Here is a 19,824-nt window from a genome sequence, read left to right as displayed (position 1 = left end):
ACTGACTTTTGCAAGAAGTCTAGTCAGTTTAATTCACTTTTTTAACTTCAAGCAAGAAATGCTAAATGCGCGAATGATTTCTGAAAATTGTTGATTGCGTTCCATCAGTGCCATATGTCCCCCTGGAGATAGTACGCTGAGTTTAGCTTGCGGTACCTCAGTACTGATCCGTTGACTGGCAAAGGGTCGCGTAGCAATATCGGACTTGCCAACAACCACTAGCGTAGGAACGGAGATGTCTTTTAACGTTGCGGTCTCATCAAACTTAAACATTGCCAGAACTCCTCGTGCCAAAATGCCTGGTGAAGCCTTAATGCCAATCAAACTCGAAAAATTAAGCTGTCCTCGCGTCTCTCTGCCCGTAAAACCAGAAAGTTCAGTTGTAAGTAACGTTGAACCATTCAAATAACTCAGCCAACCTATCAGCCATAGTAGGGGAGAGAGGACGATCGCCAAATAAAGTAAGGGTTGTAATAATGGCTTTTGTAGTGCTAGTAACAGTTTGTTCAGCGTAGTCGTTTTAACGGGATTGGTATAGGTTCCATCGACCAAGACTAAGCCAGCCACTTTCTGCTCCAGTTGTTGAGGAAATAAACGGCAAAAAGTTAGTAGAATCATCGCTCCCATGCTGTGTCCTAATAAAATGGCAGGTTCTTCCACGAGAGCCAATACTGCCTCTAGGTCACGAGCATACTTTTCTAGGGAGTAGTCTCGATTCTGAGGCTTTTTAGACTTGCCTAAACCAGGTAGATCCCAAACAACGACGCGAAACTGATCGCTTAGTTGCTTTTTTGCGTAATACCAGACGGTGCTATCAGGCCCCCAGCCGTGTGTCAGAATTAAGGTTGGAGCGCGTTCAGAGCCGTAAAATTCAACTTGAATTTCGCTACCATCGGGTCGAGTCAAACGTTGAACTCGGTCGCTACGCATCGGTTTAGGTTCATCTCGTCCACTCCGATGGAGCAGCAAAATAGGGAGAAAGCCTAAGAACGACCATAACAATAATCCGATGCTCAGGTACAACCAGCGATCGCTAACTAATACACCTTCGTACCACTGATAGTAAATGTAAGCTCCACAACTAAGCAGGGCAATTGTTATCAGATTGGACAACAAACGAAACAAAAAATCGAGAGGCATCAACATGGCGGAGCGCAACCTTTAAAAAGCAACAAATTGATTTAAGTTGAAATTAAAGCAAAAGATTGAAACAGGCGTAACCCTCTAAGGTTAGAACTCAAGTTCTCTCACGCCAGACATCGTTTATGTTATTAAGCAAAGAAAGCAACACCGCCTTCTTAAGCTGTTTTGTTAAAGACACGGTGACCAATTATTATTCGAGATCAACAAACTTGCGACAGTCTACTGAATGTTAGCCTCTCCTGTGTATAATACTTTAAAAAAATCTGTGATAACGTCAGTTCGGGATAAGCAAATAAAGGTAAAGTCTAATCTAGAGAAAGAGAAGGCTTTTTAGGTTGATGGCAATAAGCGATCAAGCCACAAAGAAGATTAACGCAAAAATTGACGGGGCTACGATGACGAGAATGTCAAGAAAGGGAAAGATTTTTGAGTTGATCAATAATGGTCGATAGGGATAGAGCGTTGACGAGCTAAAAGCTTATCATGAAGTAGCATTAATTGATTTTTCATATTCTTTCGAGGTTTGACAAAGAACGATAGGCCCTTTTTCTTGCCTTAACTGCTCGGTCAATAATTGAGAAATGTAACCTCTGTCGGCAAAAACTTTTCCCCACAAAGAGCTAAGAAGATGAGGTACTGGCTGACGATCATCGACATTTCCTGGAGTGACGTAAACCTTTAACAGTTCTCCTAATTCATTAACAACCAAATGCAGCTTAAAACCGAAGAACCAATCAACAGAAGTCTTTCCGCGAACGGCTAGATTTTGGAAAACTCGATGACTCGCAATCCGACGATTATGACAAACGAAGAAGTGCTGTAGCCTATACGAAAACTGATGCCTGTACATTGGCTAAAACAGGTCTGAAGATAGACACTTAGAAATAGCAACGTCGAGGGCATCCATTCGACAAATCTTTGATAATACTAAATCCGTTTATAATAACAGTGTAAACATATACAGAGACTAAATGCCTAAAAGAGCTTACTTAGCCCCTCATTTAAGTTTAGATGAACTGAAAAACATTTATCGTCAGGCTAAAGACCCAGTAGAATGCAGAAGATGGCATTTTTTATGGAAAATTGCATTGGGATGGAATGTAAAAAATAGTGCGATAGCTGTAGGAATTAGTAATAGTTATGGATGGGAAATTCTGAAAAACTATAATGATTTAGGAATAGAAGGGGTAAAAAATCAGAAAAAAGAGAGTGTAGAGCATCCCAGAGGGCTTAAACCTTTATTAAATGACGAACAGTTTCTATCATTGACCGAAGCCTTTAAAAAACGACCCTCGGATGGTGGAATCTGGACAGGGCCGAAAGTAGCCAGATGGATTGAGAAAGAAACGGGAGTCGAAAAAGTTTGGAATCAGAGAGGATGGGATTACTTAAAAAAGTGCAATTATTCTTGGCACAAACCTAGACCGAAACATAGAAAGGGAGATCAAGCAGAACAAGCTAAGTTTAAACAAGATTTACCGCTTAAAGTCAAACAACTACAGCAGAAATTTCCGCAAAGTTCCCTAGAAATCTGGTTTTTTGATGAACATCGAGTCGGGTTAAAACCGATTTTGCGTAAAGTCTGGTCAAAGGTGGGAGAAAGACCCATAGCAATAGTGCAGCACCGTTATGAATGGTTGTATGTTTATGGATTTGTTGAACCAAAAACTGGAAAAACAAGGGTGGTATTTAATTCCTAGGGTCAATACTCAATGGTTAAATTTAGTTTATCAAGCTTTTGCGGCTGATGTTGGAGTTTCATCTAAAAAAAGAATTCTTGTCGTCGAAGATAATGCTGCATGGCATAAGAGCCAGAAAGCGATAGTTCCAGAGGGGATTCATCTAGAATTTCTTCCTCCATACTCTCCAGAATTACAACCAGCAGAAAGATTGTGGTCTTTAGTTGATGAACCCTTAGTCAATGAATATTTTGAAAGCCTTGAAGAAATGGAAGAAATCCTAGTCAAACGTTGTTGTGTCCTCGAAAATATGAAAGAAGAGATTAAAAATTTAACTGACTATCACTGGCTCACTTACTCTTGATTTATTACTCTACTCTTAAAAGCGGATTTAGTATAACTAGGCAGTTGCGGGAAAGCTCCTCGCTTTTTAGACGCAGACGTAATCGAGATAGTAGTGTTTAAAATTTTGGTAATGATTTTGATGGTAGGCGATTAAAATGGTCATAATTTCGCTCAAAATCAATTTTTTTTAGCTCGTTTACGGCTTTTTACTTGGGCTGATAGGACTTCTGAGTGCCATTTGGGTTCAAATTTTTGACAGAAATCATCTACATGACAAAATAATGCTGTCTTTACTAGACATAGGTGGGGGTGCTGATTAATTCCAATTTCTTTCAGCTTAAAACGCTCCCGCCTTTTCTTGATTTCCTTATCCCGAACTGACGTTTTTGTACTATGCAAGCACTCTGTGACAGCTATGTGCCTTCAACTCCCAGTTGAAGGATGGCGATTTAGAAATGGGAGACATTAACAGCGTTCGCTAAACTATAATTAATTGGCTTGGTAGTAGAAAGGAGATGGTGGTGCAGTGAGGTATCCAGTAGTATTAGTCATATTGACAGCCGTTTTGATGCCGATTTTTCATTCTTTCACAAGTTCTCCTCAAATGATCGCCTCCGAGAACAAGCAGTCCGTGCACCTCACCCAAACTTCCAAGGTGTCCGTTAATAGTATTGGCCCAGTTAAAGTAGGCATGACAATCGAAGAAGCATCGCGTGCCGCAGGAGTCAAATTAATACAAAGAAGCAGTGGTGGAGAGCCATCTTGCTTATACTACAAACCACAAACGGGACTGAGTGGGGTTGATTTCATGGTGACGGACGGACGCATCTCACGCATCGATATCGCCAATCCCAAAGTGACTACCCTCAGTGGAGCAAAGGTAGGAGATAGCGAAAATCAGATTAAATCGCTTTATGCTGGTCAGATTCAAGTAGAACCCCATGAATACGAACCACTTGGGCATTATCTCATCTTTGTGCCGCAAGATCTTCAAGATCAAAGCTATCGTGTCCTTTTTGAGACAGATGGCAAAAAAGTTACTCGTTGGAGGGTCGGAAAACTCCCAGAAGTGGGGTGGGTTGAGGGGTGTGCCTAGGCAAAGAGCGAAGCTACGTTAGCCAGTTTCAGCTCGTAGACTTCCCAAAAAATCTCGTTATCAAGCTTGCTCTACATTTGTAGTAAGCAAAAAAAGACTCAATTTTAGGTTTTTGGACAATGACTTTTAAAGCGAGAAAGCTTTTGTTAATTAAATGATAAACGAAAAAATTGGCTTTCTTAGTCTACTCTTGCGCTCAACAACTGTAGAGCAAATAAAGTGATTTAGGATTTAGCCATTATTGGCTCAAAATATAAATAAGTGTTAAGGGCGGGCTGACCAGACAGTAAAACAGCAGCTATTATATATTGGACGTGAGTGAACCGCAAAAATGTCAACTGTTCAGGTTGGAATTCGTATTCTTTCACATCTTTTCCAAAAATTACAGGAACGGGCGGCTCAAGTAAATGCTTCAAAAACTGAGGTCATTCTAAGTGCTTTAGCCGACTACCTCGAAAATACAAGAGAACTGCAATGCTCGCGCTTCAAATTAATTGATGAGGGGAAATAGATGGGTGAAGTTACTATCTGTCGTATCGTGCTATCATCGCAACTTCCATCCTATGATGTAGAATCCTTAGAAACTGCGTTAGAAATGGCTTCGATTAAGATACAGAAGCAACCAAACCGAGCGATAGGTGTAGATGATTTAGTTGTGATAGCAACAGTAGTCTCTGGAGGAACAGCAACAGCACGATTGGTAGAATACGGAGTTAAAGTTGCTAGGGTAATCAACCAATGGCGAAGAGAACTTCGAGAAGAAGGGCTACACCCAAATGGTAGGTTAGAAGACTCAGAGCGTCCGCCCCTAGAACTCAGTGAAGCTACCGATGAGGAGATAGAAGAATGGCTATCTCGAAAATAGTTCAAAAAGCTTCCCTTAAAAAAGCCGTTTGTAAGCAGCTTCATCATTATTCTCAGTTCTTAAAATTGCCTGATGGCATTGCTGAATTTGTTATTAATCGTAATCTTCAAAGCTTAATAATTCGTAGTAGCTCAACATAAAAATCAGCAACGCTAGTTAACTGACATTGCCGAATCAAATAATACAGATCAGGAAAAATTGATTAAAAAGCTTTAATAATTTATGGTAATATACAAACAATTGATTACATCGTTATCTATTGTAGCTGAAAGGATAAAATGCAGTAATTGAAGTCCTATGCTTCTCATGCATTTTTGGAATAGAGATGCTTTTACCCCTCTTCTGTCACTCTGGTCAAGGTAAAATAGATTCTAAGCCTTAAACCTTTAGTAGATGGTGGAGCAGCCATGAACTTACCTAGACCAGCAGCAACAACAGTTGAATTTATCGATCAATATTGTGCGGGCTATCAAGAAATCTTTCCAGAAGTTCGAAGTTTTGAGTGTTTTAAGTGGCTTCATCTGGGAATGATTTCAGAGATAAAAAGAAAAACCTTACCAGCGATAGCAAAAGTAGTAGGAATCACAAATGCACAACCCCTACATCACTTTTTATCGAAATCGCCTTGGCTAGTAGAGAAGTTTAGAGAAAAGCGAATAGAACTACTGCTTAAAGCTTTAGGAGAAGCTAAATTTATTTTAGTGCTCGATAAGACAGGCGATAGAAAGAAAGGGAAAACAACCGATTATGTAGAACGTCAATACATTGGAAATTTATGAAAGATAGACAACGGAATCGTCTCAGTCAATGCCTATGGAGTTGTCGAAAATATGAGCTTTCCATTAATGTTTAAAATTTTTAAACCCAAAAAACGATTAAAAGAAAAAGATACTTATAAAACAAAAATCGAATTAGCGTTCATAAATTATCGAAGAGTTAGTTGAGCGGGGATTTCAGTTTGAGATAGTTTTAGCCGATAGTTTATATGGAGAAAGAGGACTTTTGAAAGTCCTAGTAGTCAGTTTCGCCGCATCGTGGAAAAATATGGACTTAAGTATGTTGTAGCTCTTCGAGAAAATCATGGAGTGTGGATGCTATCTCATGAAAAGGTTACAAGAACAAGATGGCAAAAGTTTGACCGCATTTTTTCATCTAATAAAATAGAAGTACACTATATTAGAGAAATTATTTTTGGACATAGAACTTCTTTAAGATATTGGGAAATTACGACGGATCAAGCCCTGTTGCCCCCTAATTCAACTTGGTTCCTCATGACTAATAAGACGGGAAATATTCAAAAAACTGTAGGTAATATTTATGGGCTGAGAACTTGGATAGAATATGGTTTTAAACAGTAGACCTCTTGCGTAAAAAAGAAAAGTGAGTTAAATAAAAAGAAGAAAAATTAACTCAATTTAATTAATGATACGTTATAAACAAGTTTTAGCTATGTCGCCCTTCGACTTTAAACGAGCTTATGGTGTGAGTCAAGAGACTTTTCAAAAAATGATACAGGTAGTGCTAGAAGCCAAGGTGGGTAGAAGAGGTAGCCATTCTAAACTATCGATTCCTCAGCAAATTTTACTAACTTTACAATATCTTCGAGAGTATCGAACATTTTTTCATATTGCTCAAGATTGGGGAATTCATGAATCAACAGCTTATCGGATTGTCCGAAGAATTGAAGATATTCTAATTAAATCTAAATTCCGCCTGCTTTCGTAAACGACAACTGCAACAGACCGAGACGGAAATTGAAGTAATTGTTATCGATGTAGCAGAGACTCAAGTTGAAAGACCTAAAAAAAACAGAAAAGCTACTATAGTGGCATTCAAAGGCTATCATACTCTAAAAACACAACTGCTCATCAATCAACTAACTAAAGAAATTATCTGTACAGCTTTTGGTAGAGGTAGGCGACACGATTTTCACTTATTTAAGAAAAGCAAAATTGCTATCATACAAGGAATATGCCTGTTAGGTGATTAAGGTGATCAGGGCATCAAACGCTATCACAAATTTAGTTTGATACCTCATAAAAAGTCAAGAAAAGCTTCTTTAAGTTCTCAACAGAAGTCCGATAATTATCAACTAGCATCTCGGCGAGTCCTCGTTGAAAATGTGATTAGATCTCTCAAAATTTTTCGGTGTTTGTCTAGCTGTTATCGGAATCGCCGCAAGCGTTTTGGATTACGAGTTAACCTAATTGCTGGTCTCTATAACTATGAGCTAAAATTAGCAAACTAATTAGAATTCCGCAAAAGGTCTAGTGTAAAGATGAGTTGGGTTGGGCTGATTATCGCTTAACTAGCTATGAGGAGATTGAAAAATGGTGGGAAATTGTCATGAGTGCTTATATGATGGTAAGCTTTCAGTCAGAAGTTTTTCAAAATCTTTCCTCTTGTTCAAGGATGATTAACTCACCATCCTTGCTCTTAAAATTTCAAGAACATCCTTGGTGGAATCAACATAAAGGATGGAAAAATCTCCTTAATAATCTTCGATTAATCATTCAACCGATGGTTTTTTGTTGCTTGATTACTCCTTGGTTATCGGTTTTTCCAATTCCGCCTTTAACACAAGGTTTTCTCAGACTTATTGACCTCATGAATCAGTTTAATGCCTATGTTCCTGATGGTTAACAGTTCTGTTTCAACTAACTCCTTCTCTACCAGAGTGACAGAAGAGGGTTACAGCATTTTTCAATCAGATGAGGTACAATAGCAGCAATGAATAAACCAATTTTTAATATCTTGGAGTGAAACTAAATTAATCGCATCAGTAATCGCTTCTTCTAAAACTTCACGAGAGCGAGCCGCGATAGCTCGCAAATATTCTTTGATTTTAGACTGCCGACCCTGCCGACTTTTAAAGTCGACAGGAAAGCGGCAGTGACTTCCGCACCAACAATTTTCAATGGGATTAAAGTCTGGAGAATAAGGAGATAAATAAATCACTTTAGCACCAGCACTTTCTAAAAGCTCTTGAATTTTTTTGACTTTATGCACGGGTAATATCATTTTGCAAAAGTCGTGCTAGACTTAGTTAAAAAGTTTAATGATTAAATGACAGGAATTCCTCAACTTGAAATAACGGAAACAGCCGAAACGCTAAGAGAGATAATGAAACAGCAAAAATCAGGATTAGGATTTGCGCTTGGTGCAAGCTCTCTACTTATTAAAAATCGGAGTGGCCGAAACCGTCAGATATATAGCGGTGATAGTTGGTCGGGAGGAAAGTACGGTACATCGCTGGTTTCACGCGTATAAAGAAGGAGGATTAGAAGCATTACTCGAAGAGAAGCCCCGCACAGGACGACCCAAAAAGCTAAATGTCGAAACCGTTGCTAAACTACAACAAGAATTAAGAGATCCAGAAGGTTTTAAGAGCTATGAAGAAGTGAGAATATGGAGTCTAGCGTTAGGAGAAATACAAGCTAGCTATACAACTATTTATCGAGTCGTTAGACAAGAGCTTCAAGCCAAATTAAAAGTAGCAAGACTGCCGACCCTGCCGACTTTCAAAGTCGACAGGAAAGCGGCAGCGCCTTCCGCACCTCAAAGTAATCAACAAAAGCTAGGCGCGATACAAGAATGGATAGAGCAACTTAATCAAAGAGTAAAAATGCTTAAGGAATTAGCCACTCAAGTAGATGAACAGAAAAAAGTTCGTTATTGGTGTCAAGATGAAACAAGATTAGGTTTGAAAACAATAGAGAGGAGAAAGTTAACTTTAAAAGGAGTCAAACCAAAAGGAATTAGAAGATGGAAGTTTGACTATTATTACATTTATGGGTTAGTTGAACCGTTAAGTGGAGATTCATTTTTCTATGAATTTTCGCATTTGAATACTGCTTGCTTTCAAGTTTGTCTTGACCAATTTTCACAACAGTTTAGCCAAGAAATTCATTTGCTTCAAGTTGATAATGCCCCAAGTCATACCGCTAAACAGTTACAGATCCCTTCAAATATTATCTTGTTTTTTCAGCCTCCTTATTGCCCAGAAGTTAATCTCATCGAAAGATTTTGGTTATTTCTTAAGAATCAGATCAGTTGGAGCTTGTTTGAGTCTTTAGATGCTTTAAAAGATAAAATTGCTAATTTGCTTAATTCTGTCTCTCAAAAAACCATTCAATCTTTAACGGGGTGGAACTATATTTGCGAAGCTTTATCTCTTGCAGGACTTTAGAAAATTGGTATAAGTTGTCCATCACGACAACGGCTCCTGGCCACAAAGATGGAACTAAAATTTGTTCGATAAATACATGAAAGACATTTTGGTCAGTCCCTCCATCAAAAGTTAAAGCTCCGAGAAAACCGCTTTTAGCAATTGCACCAATTAAAGTAATATTATTGCCTTTTGGGTAAGGTCTTGAACTAATAGCACGAGTCCCTTTTTTTGAACGAGCATAGGCCGAGCCGCTTGCCGACTTTAAAAGTCGGCAATCTGCCGGTCGGCTGCCTTCCGCAGTTCTCGTTAAGGCTAAATTAACACCTGTTTCATCGATAAAGATTAAGTCTTCTTCTTTAACTTCCTGTATCATTTGCCAATATTATCGACGTTGTTCTTGTATTTTTTCTCTTTCTAATTCGGCTGCGTAAAAAGTTTTTTTTTCGGGTTAAATTATGCTTTTGACAAAAGCGACACATACTTGCAATACTACACTTTATCCCTGTTTCCTCTTTTAATTTTTCACAAAGTTCAGCTAATGTAGCATCATTTTTCTCTTCTAATAGTTTTTCGATTAGTTCCACTTGTGCCTCTAATTTTGAAACCGTCCCTCCTCCGTGAGGTAGTGGGGCTACATTTCCTTTTTCTTTATCTTGTTTAATTAGTTTTTGCACGAAACTACGCGCTACCTTATATCGGTGAGCTACTTGTCGTACTGAACCCTCACCGTTTTTATAGGTTTCGATAATTTTTGAACGTAAATCAAGTGAGTAGGCTTTCATTTTTTTTCTGATTTTCTTTTAACTATACCTCACTCGTATACAATTTGCTGTAAGTCAAAAAGAGTTTAGCACTTGATCAACCGCTAATGTCGAATTGTTTCAAGCATTCATGAAAGCTGTTACAAATTCTTCTTCAGTCAAGCCCGTTTCAGCTAAGACTTTTTCCATAACTTGCTCTAGATCTTTCTTAGCTTGCTTAACTTTCTTTTGGTCAACAACGGGATAATAATAGCCAATTAACTTTCCCTTATTTTCTACAGCAATAACTTCTCTATTTGGTAATAAAACTTACTTTTCAAGGTCACTGAGTTGAATAGTTTTCATAATCATTTAACCTTTTTTCCAATCGAGATCTGTCTATTATTAATTTAATTATAATCAAAGTAATCAATCTATTGGTATGACTCAAATTCAACTACATGATACAGTGGCGGGGAATTGAAAATACAAAAAGCCAACGATTTATGAGCGCTCAAGAAATTATTTTACGTCGGGGACAAGTAGGAAAGTGGCTAAAATCTCTCAAGGCAATCGCTCAATCAATCTAATTATGGTTCAAGAAGGTCACGCGGTTGTTTACCATCAGTTCCTCAATAATTGTACAGACTTGAAAGATAGTTTACTAACGGCTGAAAACAGTGCCAGAAGTCGAAAACTAGCTTTTTGGAATTAAAGTAATCCTGTCATGCCTTGGGATTGGCGGCGAGAAAACAGAGCGAGTCAGTCAACTCCTGTTCGTCAACCAACTCTTAGAAGTCAGCCTACTTCAAGTAATCTTCCTGCTTGTGTGAATAGTGATTGTAATTGCTCAGACTTTCGGACTCAGGCAGAAGCACAACGAGTTTTAGAGGCATTTCTCAATGATCGCTTTCGTCTAGATGGTGATAAAGATGGTGTTGCTTGTGAGTCATTGCCTTAATACAAGATTGATTAACCAGTCATGAGTAATCGGTTGCTGAATGAGAGAAAGTTTCCCTCGCACGCGCGCGACTAACTAGCGAAACTCCCATAATTCATAAAATGTCATTTTGCGCTTTAAAAAAGAATAAATCGAAGTAATTGCTTATTATGTCAAGATTAGCTCATTCAGATAAAGTATTACTCTCTTTAGCTTTTACACTAATGCTTAAGTTAGTCTCAGATCTTTCAATTTCTATTGCTTTAATAGCGATCGCTAATCCATTACTCGTTTTAGCCGAGCAAGTCTGTCAAGTGACTGAGCCGTTATTACTGATAGCATGGCGGACGGTGATTTCTTTAAGTGACTGATTATAGAGAATCCTGACCGATTCCACTCCTTTAAGACGGGTACCAATCTCTCTGACTTTTTGGATCAAATGCAGCATTAGATGTTGAGCGCCATGATGACCAGAAATTGAATAATCTTCCCTAACCGCTAGATGGATAATCGTTAAATGCTCAAGACACTCGCGGGTGTAAACGACCACACCAATCAACTCTCCATGTGTAGGGCGATCAAAGCTGAAAAGCGTTTGTGTCATTAAAGACGAGCCAATCTGAAGGCGAAGCCAACCTTGCTCTTCAATGATTTTTGGGTTGCCATAGCGATCAACTAATTGGCTAACGGCATTTCTCAACTTGCCCTGTTGCGGGTTGAAAAACATCAATGCTTCAAGCTCGTCGTAATAGCGACAACTTAAAGTGGACGAGAAAAAAATCTGACTAACTTCCTCACCGACATTAGCAATTAGCGGTTTTAATTGGGAGGGAAGAAGCACTCCAAGGCTACCTCTATTAAGGACAAGTGCGTAAATAGTACTAAAATTCTATTGTAACGCTCGATCAAGCGATTCTAACGGCACGTAGAGCGCACGTTTTCTTTGAGGCATATTAGAAATAGAGTTTAATAACTATAGATGAAAATCCTCCAGTGCGTGCTGCGAAGCAGATAGAAAGCGGGATCGCTGTTATTTTTTCTCTCATCAACTGTACTTTGTTTGCGTGGTGCATCCTGATGGTGTTGAGTCCGATCATTGCTTAGACTTTAGACCTGATCCTGATTCGGTAGAAGAAAATGAGGAACTCTGGGAAAGAGAAGGTTACTCTTGGTATGGCGATGATCTAATCGAAAATCGTCCATCTCGCTACACAGCAGAAGAACAGTTAGAAATTCTCAACAATCATCCCTTTTTCACTGGTGTTTGTCCTCAGTGTGGCTACAAGTTTGAATCCAGCCCGTCACCTCATACATCATGGCATTGTTTTAGGTGTGGCTGGAGCAATGAATCAGTTCCTTAATTAAACTATAGTTCACTACTATTTTTGTAGCTTAACTAAATTCAAGCAAGAACAAGTCACCTTGTCAGGTTATCGCATCTCCGATGAAATTAAAAAGCTGTTTTAAGTCCATAGATACTTAGATTGATGCACGCTTTGCAGTAAATTGTTAAATACTGCTTTCGTCAACAGCGATCGCTATCCCCATCTCGTGGGATAGAAGGCCTATTTTCTAACTTGTGGAGTCGAGATAGCGCAATTTTAAGACTTTCTCATCACAGGAAATTACTTCCATCATGCGTCCCTTATCTCCCCACACTGATACGTCAATTTTAATCTTATTATTAGATTGTGCCGTCCAACTTCCTACAATCTTTTGAGGTCGATCAGTTGGGCCTAACCCATATAAAATAAATTCTCCATTTGGTCTGAACTCCAATCCATTTCTTCCTCTAGAGGGTGGAAATTGATAGCCGATTGGACGATAAACTTGGATGTCTTCTGTATCTTCTTCTCTAGAATGAATCCAATGTTGAAAAATTGTTGAGGGGAGATGATTTGCCATAGAACGTTCTAGACAGCCTAACTGAATGAGCAATATACTACTGAATAAAAGCAAAAAGGAGCGGCGATTTAAGCGATTTACGAAGAGCATCTTTTACTTTCAATGACCTTTTTTGAGAATAATAATCATTTACATTTTTTGTAAAGAAATAAACGCTTTTTTCTAATTTACCTTCATAAATTTTAAACAATTTTTCTGTCTCTTTAGCTTATACTTAATAATTATAAGCTAAACATTTTTTTTGAGAATCTGCCCTAAGTAGGGATCAAAGTTCTAAACTCCTATTATTACTTTTTTAGAACTGGATTGATCTGAGTTTAGCTATATAGGTTTTGATTGATGAAAGTTCCCAACCATTATTTTTTCTAAATAATTAAGGTCTAAAACAATGAGTTTTCCTCAAACACGGACTTGCGGGAGCATGATTCATCATGCCTATTTAATGGAAACATCACCGTCTTATCGGCAGACACGACTTGCTATCGAGAATGAAAGCAGGAGTTTTGCTAGACGGATGTTGACTACTCCCTTTCCCCTTGAAGTCATTACGATTCCAGTGGTGGTTCATGTTGTTTTTAATATTAGTGCTGAGAATATTTCTGATGCACAAATTGAAAGCCAAATCCGAATTCTCAACGAAGATTATCGGATGACCAATGCGGATATAAATCTCGTTCCAGATCCTTTTAAACCCTTCAAAGCGGATACCTATATTCAATTTAAACTCGCCGTCAGAGATCCAGAAGGAAGACCAACCACAGGAATTACTCGGACTCGAACTAGCCAAGGCTCTTTTAGTTTTACTGATGAGGTGAAATTTGATAGCACAGGTGGTAAGGATGCTTGGCCTGCCGATCAATATTTGAATATATGGGTTTGTAACCTAAGCGGTGGTCTTTTGGGATATGCTCAGTTTCCAGGTGGCGAACCCGAAACTGATGGAGTTGTCATTTTATATACTGCTTTTGGCGATATCGGTACTGCCGCATCGCCTGGCAATCTTTTTAACAAAGGTCGAACAACTACCCATGAAGTCGGTCACTGGCTGAATTTAAGACATATTTGGGGAGATGATTTTGGAGCCTGCACTGGCTCGGATGACGTGGATGATACCCCTAACCAAGCAAATAGTAATATAGGCAAGCCCCAATTTCCAAGGATTACTTGTGGTAATAGTCCTAATGGAGATATGTTCATGAACTACATGGATTATGTAGATGATGATTCAATGTTTATGTTTACGATTGGTCAAGTAGCCAGAATGCGCGCTATTTTAGACGGCCCGCGAAATTCGCTCAAGACTTCTGAGGCCTTAACTCCTCCTGTCTAAAATTTCTACTTTTTTATTAATTGTTCAGGACTTCATCTGTTCTTTGAATTAACGCTCTTTAGGGTGAAGTCCTGTTTATCGATTAGCAATGCGAGTTAGCTTTGACAAAAGCTTTATTCAAAATTCATGTTTAGCAAAGAGTAAAGTCATGCAAGTTTTTACAGGTTTAACATCAACAGAGTTTTGTGAGTCTTACTACCGCGAGTCAAAATTCTCTCAAACCAGTTGGGTACAATTTGGACAAGACGCTTTGCTGATTGCCAATGAGTCTGACTGGCAACAGATTATTCAAGAAACAGGACGGCGAGCTACTCCTTTCAAACAAAACTCCAATCCGAGTCAGAAAGAAAATCTCTACTTAGTTATTCAAAAAGGAAGACTTTTTCAGAAGGAGCATCCTGATGTTCCCGTGCTGATGGATAAAGGACGGTTTCTGGTGGTGGAATTAGATTCTCAACAAGCTCAACAATGGGACAAAGGAGATGAACCCTGCTATGCCATTCGTCCGTTACAGGATTACCCAGTGGTTTTTCAACTTCGCTCACCCTCAGCTACAAGACTTCGAGCCTCGACCGAAATTCAGAATTTAGTGAACCAGATTTCTCAATTGAGCTTACAGCAGACCTTACAAAAATTGGTGTCTTTTCCGACTCGCTACTCCACCAGTCAATTTTATACGGAAGCAGCAACTTGGGTAAAGGAACAATTAGATCTCCTAGGATACGAAACTCGGATTGATGAAATTACTGTAAGGGGTGAAAAAAGTCTGAATGTCATTGCACAAAAGCAAGGCAAGGGGACAGACAACAGAGAATTAGTTATATTGACAGCCCATTTAGATTCTATTAATCATGACGATGAACCTTTAGGGATTTCCCCAGGTGCAGATGATAATGGAAGTGGGTCAGCAGGGGTGATAGAAATTGCTAAAGTTTTGAAAAATTATGAGCATCAGCATGATTTATGCTTAGTTCTATTTGGTGGTGAGGAGCAAGGATTATTTGGGAGTCAGCAGTATGTCAGGGACTTAACCCAAGCAGAGCGTTCTAGAATCAAGGCGGTCATTAATATGGATATGATTGGCTCTCTTAACACGGCTACACCTACAGTCATGTTAGAAGGAGCGAGACTATCTCAAGCTGTTATTGATGGACTAGCTTATTCAGCAGAAATTTATACAGGGTTAACGGTACAAACCTCTCTTAATCCTTTTGCCAGCGATCATGTTCCTTTTATTAATGCTGGTTTACCTGCTGTCCTCACCATCGAGGGGGCAGATAGTGCTAATAATGCAATTCACAGTGCCAATGATACACTTACACTGCTCAATGACCAATTGATGCTAGAAATTCTCCGAATGAATGTCGCTTTTATGGCAAGTTTGCTCAATGAATCGGCAATTTGAATTCAGCCCGTCACCTCACTCGCCCTGGCATTGTTCGAGATGCGATTGGATGGATGGTTCTGTACAATAGCGATCTGGGCATTATGCAACGAAATGCTTTCATTTACTGCTGTCTTGCCTCTTTAATGCTTATTTCATCTAAGTTTGTACACTTCTACACCAGATTTCTTGATTAAATTGTTGCTAACTCATTTTCATCAAAAACTACATATGGATTAAAGTAGTACTGCTCCGCAGCATCCATCATTGAACTGAGTAGCCACCAGTTGATTCCACCAGAAACGGCTCCCCCAATAATGGGTATCCAACCTACACCAACCTTAGCAGCAGCCTTGGCAAAAACCTTAGCAACAGCCTTGTCGACAATTTTGGCTGTAAGTTTAGATAAAGCTTTAGAAGATGACTTCAACGCTGTTTTGCTAACAACTTTACCGACAACCTTACCAGCTAACTTACCAGTTCCTTTAGCTGCTAGTTTTGGAACAATTTTGGTTCCCACCTTCATCGTTACTTTGGATGAAACTTTGACACCAACTTTACCTGCGGGAACACTGGCAGAAGCGACTCCAACGCCAGCCCAGATAGCCATGATCATATTCATGTCCTGCTCAATATCAACATCTTTCCCATAAATATAGCCAATTCCTAAACATCCTAAAGGAGCTACTTTTCTGCACCAAAGCAAATCTGCAACAATAGCTGCGTATGACCAAGGGCCGCCTGTAACTCCAGCCACTACACCGCTTGTTACGACCAGAGCAATATGTTTCGCTTTCCATACTTCAACATCTGTATATCCAGAAGCATCTTTTTTCAAAGCCTCTCTCTCTTGAGAGTTTAATTCCTGCCCCCAGTCTTTAAATATTTGAGCTAATTCTTCTTGCAGTCCCATTTAAACTCTCCTAAGTTTAATAAAGTAGCTGATTGAATTTTTTCGTTCTGTCTATTCCTTTTTTTAGGCAACAAGTGGTTATGCACAAAAAATAGAAAAATCTAGAGAAACCAAGTTATGGCTAGTAATCCTCTATTAGTTAAAGCAATCATCTTTTTGAGACACAATAGAGATAAAGCTTGATGACGGCCATGAAAATTGACCAATGCGGTCAGCTTTCGCTGCGCCTGCGGCGTGCGCTGCCTACTTTACTCCCACCAACTAGATCATGTCTGCCAGCTTCATCCTTTTGGAGTTGATGAGGATTATTGTTTAGATTTTCGCCAAAATCCTAATGTAGACGAAGAAGCGAAAACATCACAAGAGGAATTATGGCTCAGAGAAAACTATACATGGTACGGCAACAAGCTTATTCATAATCATCCATCTCGCTACACATCAGAAGAACAGTTACAAATTCTTGATCGTCATCCGTTTTTAACAGGTACTTGTCCGCAATGTGGTTATAAGTTTGAACCAGTCCGCCACCTCATACATCATGGCATTATTTGAGATGTGATTGGATGAATGATTCGGTATCCCTTACGATTACACGATCAACAAATTTACTATAGAAAAGCCATACATTTTAAAATCAAGCCGAAAGCCGACCCAAAACTACAATACTAGGAGGTTCGTTGCGGACTCGCAAAACAACACCTTCTCCTGAAAAGAGCGAAACTTCAGAGAGGGCTAAGATATTCACTTGATGAGAAATCATGATAATCACTCCATGCTCAAAGCGACATTCCCAAATGAATTGACGAACTTGAGACGTTTGGGCATTAGCTTGACTGCGATTCTCAAAAAACGAGTTCAACGGTTCATAGGGTTCAACTTTCCCGACATTCATCAATTGAGCAGTTTCTAGGCTACGGCACCACTGACTTGATAAAACTCTGGTCACAATGATGTTTCTACTTCTAATGGCTTGACCTAGACGGATGGCTTGTTGGCGGCCTTCTTGGGAAAGATTACGCTGAGTCGAGCAGTCATTCAATTGAAAATTCGACGGATCTCCCACACCAGGGGCTAAAGCGTGTCGGTACAGGATGACATAGCCTGTCTCGTCAGCTTGCTGGAGTAACGACCACAGTTGTTCGGGGGACTGTTCAACCGTTGAAAAAATCGTCTCAGGGGGTGAATTTTGGACTGTCCTTGTCAGAGTCGGACGTTTGAGTGTGGACAGAGAATTCTGGCAACTGAAAGACACACTAGAAGTTACCAGCATCCCTAAAAAGCTTCGTCTTCGCATCAATCCATCTAATTTCATACTGCTAGTCTAAAAGACATCAACCCTTTAATGTTAAGAAAACGTTAACCTAAAAAAGAACCGTTTGATTCTTAACGAAGATCAGTTTCGGTTTCAAGTTGAACCAATGCTTACCCAAGACTCTTTGGAAGCTACACCCCATGCTATTGAATAAGTTTGTCCTGACTGCCGTCCTCGTCGCCTCTACTCTCGTCACTCCAGGGCTTGAAGTTAGACCCGTCATTGCCCATCACGGATGGAGCGAATACAACAACCAGCAAACTCTTAACCTCACTGGGGTAATTCGGAGCATTAATTATGCTAACCCCCATGTTGTCATTCAAGTTGAAACATCTGACAAAAAAGTTTGGCAGGCAATTTTAGCACCCCCCTCTCGAATGCAGAGTCGCGGACTGCCACAGAAAGATTTAGCCGTCGGAGGGCAAGTCAAGTTAGTTGGCTACCCCCACCGTAGCCAAGCGAATGAGATACGGGCTGAACGGATCATCATTGGCGATCGCACAGTCGAGTTACGCTGATGGAATGGCTTGAGTCGAGTTGGCTGGCAGAGTCTGTACGTCAGTCTCTATGGTTGTATCCCTTACTGGAAATCCTGCATATCTTGAGTTTTTCTATCTTGTTCGGGGCGGTTTTCTTGTTCGACCTCCGACTGTTAGGATTTTCCCGTCGCTTACCCATTACTGCCTTGGCTAAACATCTTTTTCCTTGGGTTTACCTCAGTTTTGGGGGAACAATCCTCACAGGTTTTTGTTTATTCATCGTTGACGCAACAGCGATCGCCGCTAATCTCGCCTTTCGTCTCAAGTTGCTGCTCATTCTGCTGGCTGCTATTAATGCGGCTGTCTATCAGAAAAGTGTCTCTAAATCGAGCCAAAAATGGAATGTTGGGGTTTCTTCACCCACTAAAGTCAAAGCGATCGCTCTCATTTCCCTCATCTTGTGGACGGCCGTGATAGGAAGCGGTCGCTTGATTGCTTACCTGTAGAGAACGAGCTACCCAGTCTGGCTATTGCATTTCCGATGAACTTAAAAAGTTGTTTTAGTGCGACACTCTGTCTATCATTAACCTATAAACCTATTAGACCTTTAACCTATTAAAAGATTAAACTCTAAACCCATATAGGGAAGATGGAACTAACCGATACAGATATTAATCCATTAACCTATTAGACTTTTAAACAATTAGACCTTAAACCTATTATCAATAAAATTCATAAACCTCTAAAGGTATTAAACCTTAATCGGATGTGATGTTAAAAATAGCTATCTTCAACTTCAAAGGAGGGACGGGTAAAAGCACGACAGCTTTAAATTTGGGAGCTTGCCTCGCTACCTCGAAACGAAAAGTTTTACTGATCGACCTCGACGGGCAAAGAACCCTTAGTTTTGGTTTGGGTCTAGATGGAGATGTACCTACTGCTTTGAACTGGTTAAGCGGTGGTGAGATTCAACCTGTAGAAACTAAGACTAAGAATCTCTGGCTTATCCCTGGCGACTTGGGAATGTTTCAATTAGAGGCTGATGCTGATTTATTTACTCCAGCACTGGCTAAGTTGAATAGATTCGAGATCTGTTTGATGGACTGTTCCCCTGGTTTGGGTGTCTCATCAGTACAAGCAATTCTGAGCAGCGATCGCATCTTAATCCCCGTCATTTGTGAGCCTGCCGTATTGAAGGGACTATCAGAAGCGGTGCAGTTAATTCGAGAGGAACGCCCCAATGTACCCGTCGATGTTGTACGAGTTCGCTATCGTCCGAGGTTGGTGATTACTAAAGAATCTGAAGATTTATTAACCGAAGCGGCCCGCCGAGTAAGGAATATTCCGTTGAAGTTGGTCAAATTTGCCAGAGATAAAATAGCCTTGTTTCTGAGTAATTGGCTTATAAATTTCCTGAACTAATGCAGATTTGCCAATGCCAGAGTAGCCGGAGACTAACATTAACTTGCAACGGGGTGATGGGGTGATGTTTTCTCCTACTTCTCCACTCCCTGCTACTTTC

The 19,824-nt window shown here is 39.8% G+C and carries 23 protein-coding genes and 7 pseudogenes; 19 read left to right on the top strand and 11 right to left on the bottom strand.

Going from position 1 to position 19,824, the window contains the following annotated elements:
* Positions 1–33 precede the first annotated feature (33 nt).
* Both CFPU101_RS22950 and CFPU101_RS26395 read right to left on the bottom strand, forming a co-directional pair.
* A complete protein-coding gene (locus tag CFPU101_RS22950; RefSeq protein WP_242578209.1) occupies positions 34–1,146 on the bottom strand; it encodes an alpha/beta fold hydrolase in 1,113 nt (370 codons plus the stop codon).
* A gap of 302 nt (positions 1,147–1,448) precedes the next feature.
* A pseudogene (locus CFPU101_RS26395) lies at positions 1,449–2,067 on the bottom strand (IS982 family transposase); the annotation flags it as partial.
* Positions 2,068–2,114: 47 nt separating this feature from the next.
* On the opposite strand from CFPU101_RS26395, the gene CFPU101_RS22940 reads away from it, so the two are divergent.
* Both CFPU101_RS22940 and CFPU101_RS25765 read left to right on the top strand, forming a co-directional pair.
* Complete coding sequence (locus CFPU101_RS22940; protein ID WP_242578207.1) at positions 2,115–2,843, top strand: IS630 family transposase; 729 nt, start codon at positions 2,115–2,117, stop codon at positions 2,841–2,843.
* Entirely contained in the window at positions 2,791–3,186 is a 396-nt protein-coding gene (locus CFPU101_RS25765; RefSeq protein ID WP_242578206.1) for a transposase, read from the top strand. Before CFPU101_RS22940 ends, CFPU101_RS25765 begins: the two co-directional genes overlap by 53 nt.
* Positions 3,187–3,270: 84 nt before the next feature.
* Here CFPU101_RS25765 and CFPU101_RS26390 read toward each other — a convergent pair.
* Positions 3,271–3,488: pseudogene (locus CFPU101_RS26390) on the bottom strand (hypothetical protein); the annotation flags it as partial.
* Between the two features lie 205 nt (positions 3,489–3,693).
* On the opposite strand from CFPU101_RS26390, the gene CFPU101_RS22935 reads away from it, so the two are divergent.
* The 7 genes and pseudogenes from CFPU101_RS22935 to CFPU101_RS25755 all read left to right on the top strand — a co-directional run.
* Entirely contained in the window at positions 3,694–4,263 is a 570-nt protein-coding gene (locus CFPU101_RS22935; RefSeq protein ID WP_206817885.1) for a hypothetical protein, read from the top strand.
* A 331-nt stretch (positions 4,264–4,594) separates the two neighbouring features.
* Positions 4,595–4,774 (top strand): CopG family transcriptional regulator, encoded by a 180-nt coding sequence (locus tag CFPU101_RS22930; RefSeq protein ID WP_206817883.1) that lies wholly within the window; start codon positions 4,595–4,597, stop codon positions 4,772–4,774.
* Positions 4,775–5,128: a hypothetical protein gene (locus tag CFPU101_RS22925; RefSeq protein ID WP_206817881.1), complete on the top strand. Its 354-nt coding sequence runs from the start codon at positions 4,775–4,777 to the stop codon at positions 5,126–5,128. It abuts the gene before it with no gap.
* The gene (locus CFPU101_RS22920; protein WP_206817879.1) at positions 5,110–5,268 is read left to right on the top strand and encodes a hypothetical protein; all 159 of its coding nucleotides are present in this window, start codon (positions 5,110–5,112) and stop codon (positions 5,266–5,268) included. The genes CFPU101_RS22925 and CFPU101_RS22920 overlap by 19 nt, the downstream gene beginning before the upstream one ends.
* A 267-nt stretch (positions 5,269–5,535) precedes the next feature.
* A pseudogene (locus CFPU101_RS25760) lies at positions 5,536–6,483 on the top strand (IS701 family transposase); the annotation flags it as partial.
* Positions 6,484–6,577: 94 nt separating this feature from the next.
* Positions 6,578–7,376, top strand: a pseudogene (locus tag CFPU101_RS22905) (IS5 family transposase).
* A 26-nt stretch (positions 7,377–7,402) separates the two neighbouring features.
* A pseudogene (locus CFPU101_RS25755) lies at positions 7,403–7,511 on the top strand (IS701 family transposase); the annotation flags it as partial.
* Positions 7,512–7,831: 320 nt separating this feature from the next.
* Here CFPU101_RS25755 and CFPU101_RS22895 read toward each other — a convergent pair.
* The gene (locus tag CFPU101_RS22895) at positions 7,832–8,149 is read right to left on the bottom strand and encodes a transposase (protein WP_206817875.1); all 318 of its coding nucleotides are present in this window, start codon (positions 8,147–8,149) and stop codon (positions 7,832–7,834) included.
* 45 nt (positions 8,150–8,194) lie between these two features.
* Here CFPU101_RS22895 and CFPU101_RS22890 point away from each other — a divergent pair.
* Positions 8,195–9,317: pseudogene (locus CFPU101_RS22890) on the top strand (IS630 family transposase).
* On the opposite strand, the gene CFPU101_RS22885 reads toward CFPU101_RS22890, so the two are convergent.
* Both CFPU101_RS22885 and CFPU101_RS22880 read right to left on the bottom strand, forming a co-directional pair.
* Positions 9,235–9,672: a transposase gene (locus CFPU101_RS22885; protein ID WP_206817874.1), complete on the bottom strand. Its 438-nt coding sequence runs from the start codon at positions 9,670–9,672 to the stop codon at positions 9,235–9,237. The pseudogene CFPU101_RS22890 and the gene CFPU101_RS22885 sit on opposite strands and share 83 nt — an antisense overlap.
* Complete coding sequence (locus tag CFPU101_RS22880) at positions 9,656–10,081, bottom strand: IS630 transposase-related protein (RefSeq protein ID WP_206817873.1); 426 nt, start codon at positions 10,079–10,081, stop codon at positions 9,656–9,658. The genes CFPU101_RS22885 and CFPU101_RS22880 overlap by 17 nt, the downstream gene beginning before the upstream one ends.
* 508 nt (positions 10,082–10,589) lie before the next feature.
* Between CFPU101_RS22880 and CFPU101_RS22875 the strand changes: the two genes are divergently transcribed.
* Both CFPU101_RS22875 and CFPU101_RS22870 read left to right on the top strand, forming a co-directional pair.
* Positions 10,590–10,754, top strand: a complete 165-nt coding sequence (locus CFPU101_RS22875; RefSeq protein ID WP_206817872.1) for a thermonuclease family protein — start codon at positions 10,590–10,592, stop codon at positions 10,752–10,754.
* 12 nt (positions 10,755–10,766) lie between these two features.
* Positions 10,767–11,000: an excalibur calcium-binding domain-containing protein gene (locus tag CFPU101_RS22870; protein ID WP_206817870.1), complete on the top strand. Its 234-nt coding sequence runs from the start codon at positions 10,767–10,769 to the stop codon at positions 10,998–11,000.
* A 289-nt stretch (positions 11,001–11,289) separates the two neighbouring features.
* Here the strand turns inward: CFPU101_RS22870 and CFPU101_RS22865 are convergent, their stop codons facing one another.
* Positions 11,290–11,820 (bottom strand): hypothetical protein, encoded by a 531-nt coding sequence (locus tag CFPU101_RS22865; protein WP_206817868.1) that lies wholly within the window; start codon positions 11,818–11,820, stop codon positions 11,290–11,292.
* 223 nt (positions 11,821–12,043) lie between these two features.
* On the opposite strand from CFPU101_RS22865, the gene CFPU101_RS22860 reads away from it, so the two are divergent.
* Positions 12,044–12,340 (top strand): transposase, encoded by a 297-nt coding sequence (locus tag CFPU101_RS22860; RefSeq protein ID WP_242578205.1) that lies wholly within the window; start codon positions 12,044–12,046, stop codon positions 12,338–12,340.
* Positions 12,341–12,551: 211 nt separating this feature from the next.
* Here CFPU101_RS22860 and CFPU101_RS22855 read toward each other — a convergent pair whose 3' ends face one another.
* Positions 12,552–12,884 carry a hypothetical protein gene (locus tag CFPU101_RS22855; RefSeq protein WP_206817866.1) on the bottom strand — a complete coding sequence of 111 codons (333 nt, stop codon included), beginning with the start codon at positions 12,882–12,884 and terminating at the stop codon, positions 12,552–12,554.
* 388 nt (positions 12,885–13,272) lie between these two features.
* Here CFPU101_RS22855 and CFPU101_RS22850 point away from each other — a divergent pair, with 388 nt between their 5' ends.
* Together CFPU101_RS22850 and CFPU101_RS22845 are read left to right on the top strand one after the other, a co-directional pair.
* Entirely contained in the window at positions 13,273–14,214 is a 942-nt protein-coding gene (locus CFPU101_RS22850) for a zinc metalloprotease (protein ID WP_206817865.1), read from the top strand.
* A gap of 148 nt (positions 14,215–14,362) precedes the next feature.
* A complete protein-coding gene (locus CFPU101_RS22845) occupies positions 14,363–15,619 on the top strand; it encodes a M28 family metallopeptidase (protein WP_206817864.1) in 1,257 nt (418 codons plus the stop codon).
* A gap of 172 nt (positions 15,620–15,791) precedes the next feature.
* Here the strand turns inward: CFPU101_RS22845 and CFPU101_RS22840 are convergent, their stop codons facing one another.
* Complete coding sequence (locus tag CFPU101_RS22840) at positions 15,792–16,511, bottom strand: hypothetical protein (RefSeq protein ID WP_206817863.1); 720 nt, start codon at positions 16,509–16,511, stop codon at positions 15,792–15,794.
* 234 nt (positions 16,512–16,745) lie between these two features.
* Between CFPU101_RS22840 and CFPU101_RS22835 the strand changes: the two genes are divergently transcribed.
* Entirely contained in the window at positions 16,746–17,063 is a 318-nt protein-coding gene (locus CFPU101_RS22835) for a hypothetical protein (RefSeq protein WP_206817862.1), read from the top strand.
* Between the two features lie 82 nt (positions 17,064–17,145).
* Here the strand turns inward: CFPU101_RS22835 and CFPU101_RS22830 are convergent, their stop codons facing one another.
* The gene (locus CFPU101_RS22830; RefSeq protein WP_242578204.1) at positions 17,146–17,823 is read right to left on the bottom strand and encodes a histidine phosphatase family protein; all 678 of its coding nucleotides are present in this window, start codon (positions 17,821–17,823) and stop codon (positions 17,146–17,148) included.
* Positions 17,824–17,963: 140 nt separating this feature from the next.
* Between CFPU101_RS22830 and CFPU101_RS22825 the strand changes: the two genes are divergently transcribed.
* The 3 genes from CFPU101_RS22825 to CFPU101_RS22815 all read left to right on the top strand — a co-directional run bounded on the left by CFPU101_RS22825 (position 17,964) and on the right by CFPU101_RS22815 (position 19,724).
* On the top strand, positions 17,964–18,341 hold the full coding sequence (locus CFPU101_RS22825; RefSeq protein ID WP_206817861.1) for a DUF6152 family protein: 378 nt from the start codon (positions 17,964–17,966) through the stop codon (positions 18,339–18,341).
* The gene (locus CFPU101_RS22820) at positions 18,341–18,808 is read left to right on the top strand and encodes a DUF6644 family protein (protein ID WP_206817860.1); all 468 of its coding nucleotides are present in this window, start codon (positions 18,341–18,343) and stop codon (positions 18,806–18,808) included. Before CFPU101_RS22825 ends, CFPU101_RS22820 begins: the two co-directional genes overlap by 1 nt.
* Before the next feature lie 265 nt (positions 18,809–19,073).
* Positions 19,074–19,724 carry a ParA family protein gene (locus CFPU101_RS22815; RefSeq protein ID WP_206817887.1) on the top strand — a complete coding sequence of 217 codons (651 nt, stop codon included), beginning with the start codon at positions 19,074–19,076 and terminating at the stop codon, positions 19,722–19,724.
* Here the strand turns inward: CFPU101_RS22815 and CFPU101_RS26385 are convergent.
* Positions 19,629–19,824 (bottom strand): annotated as a pseudogene (locus CFPU101_RS26385) (AAA family ATPase); the annotation flags it as partial. The gene CFPU101_RS22815 and the pseudogene CFPU101_RS26385 overlap by 96 nt on opposite strands.

It is taken from the genome of Chroococcus sp. FPU101, from assembly GCF_017312365.1.
Lineage (GTDB): Bacteria > Cyanobacteriota > Cyanobacteriia > Cyanobacteriales > Microcystaceae > Chroococcus.
The sequence above is the reverse complement of the archived record's forward strand: the minus strand, read 5'-3'. Positions and strand labels throughout refer to the sequence as shown.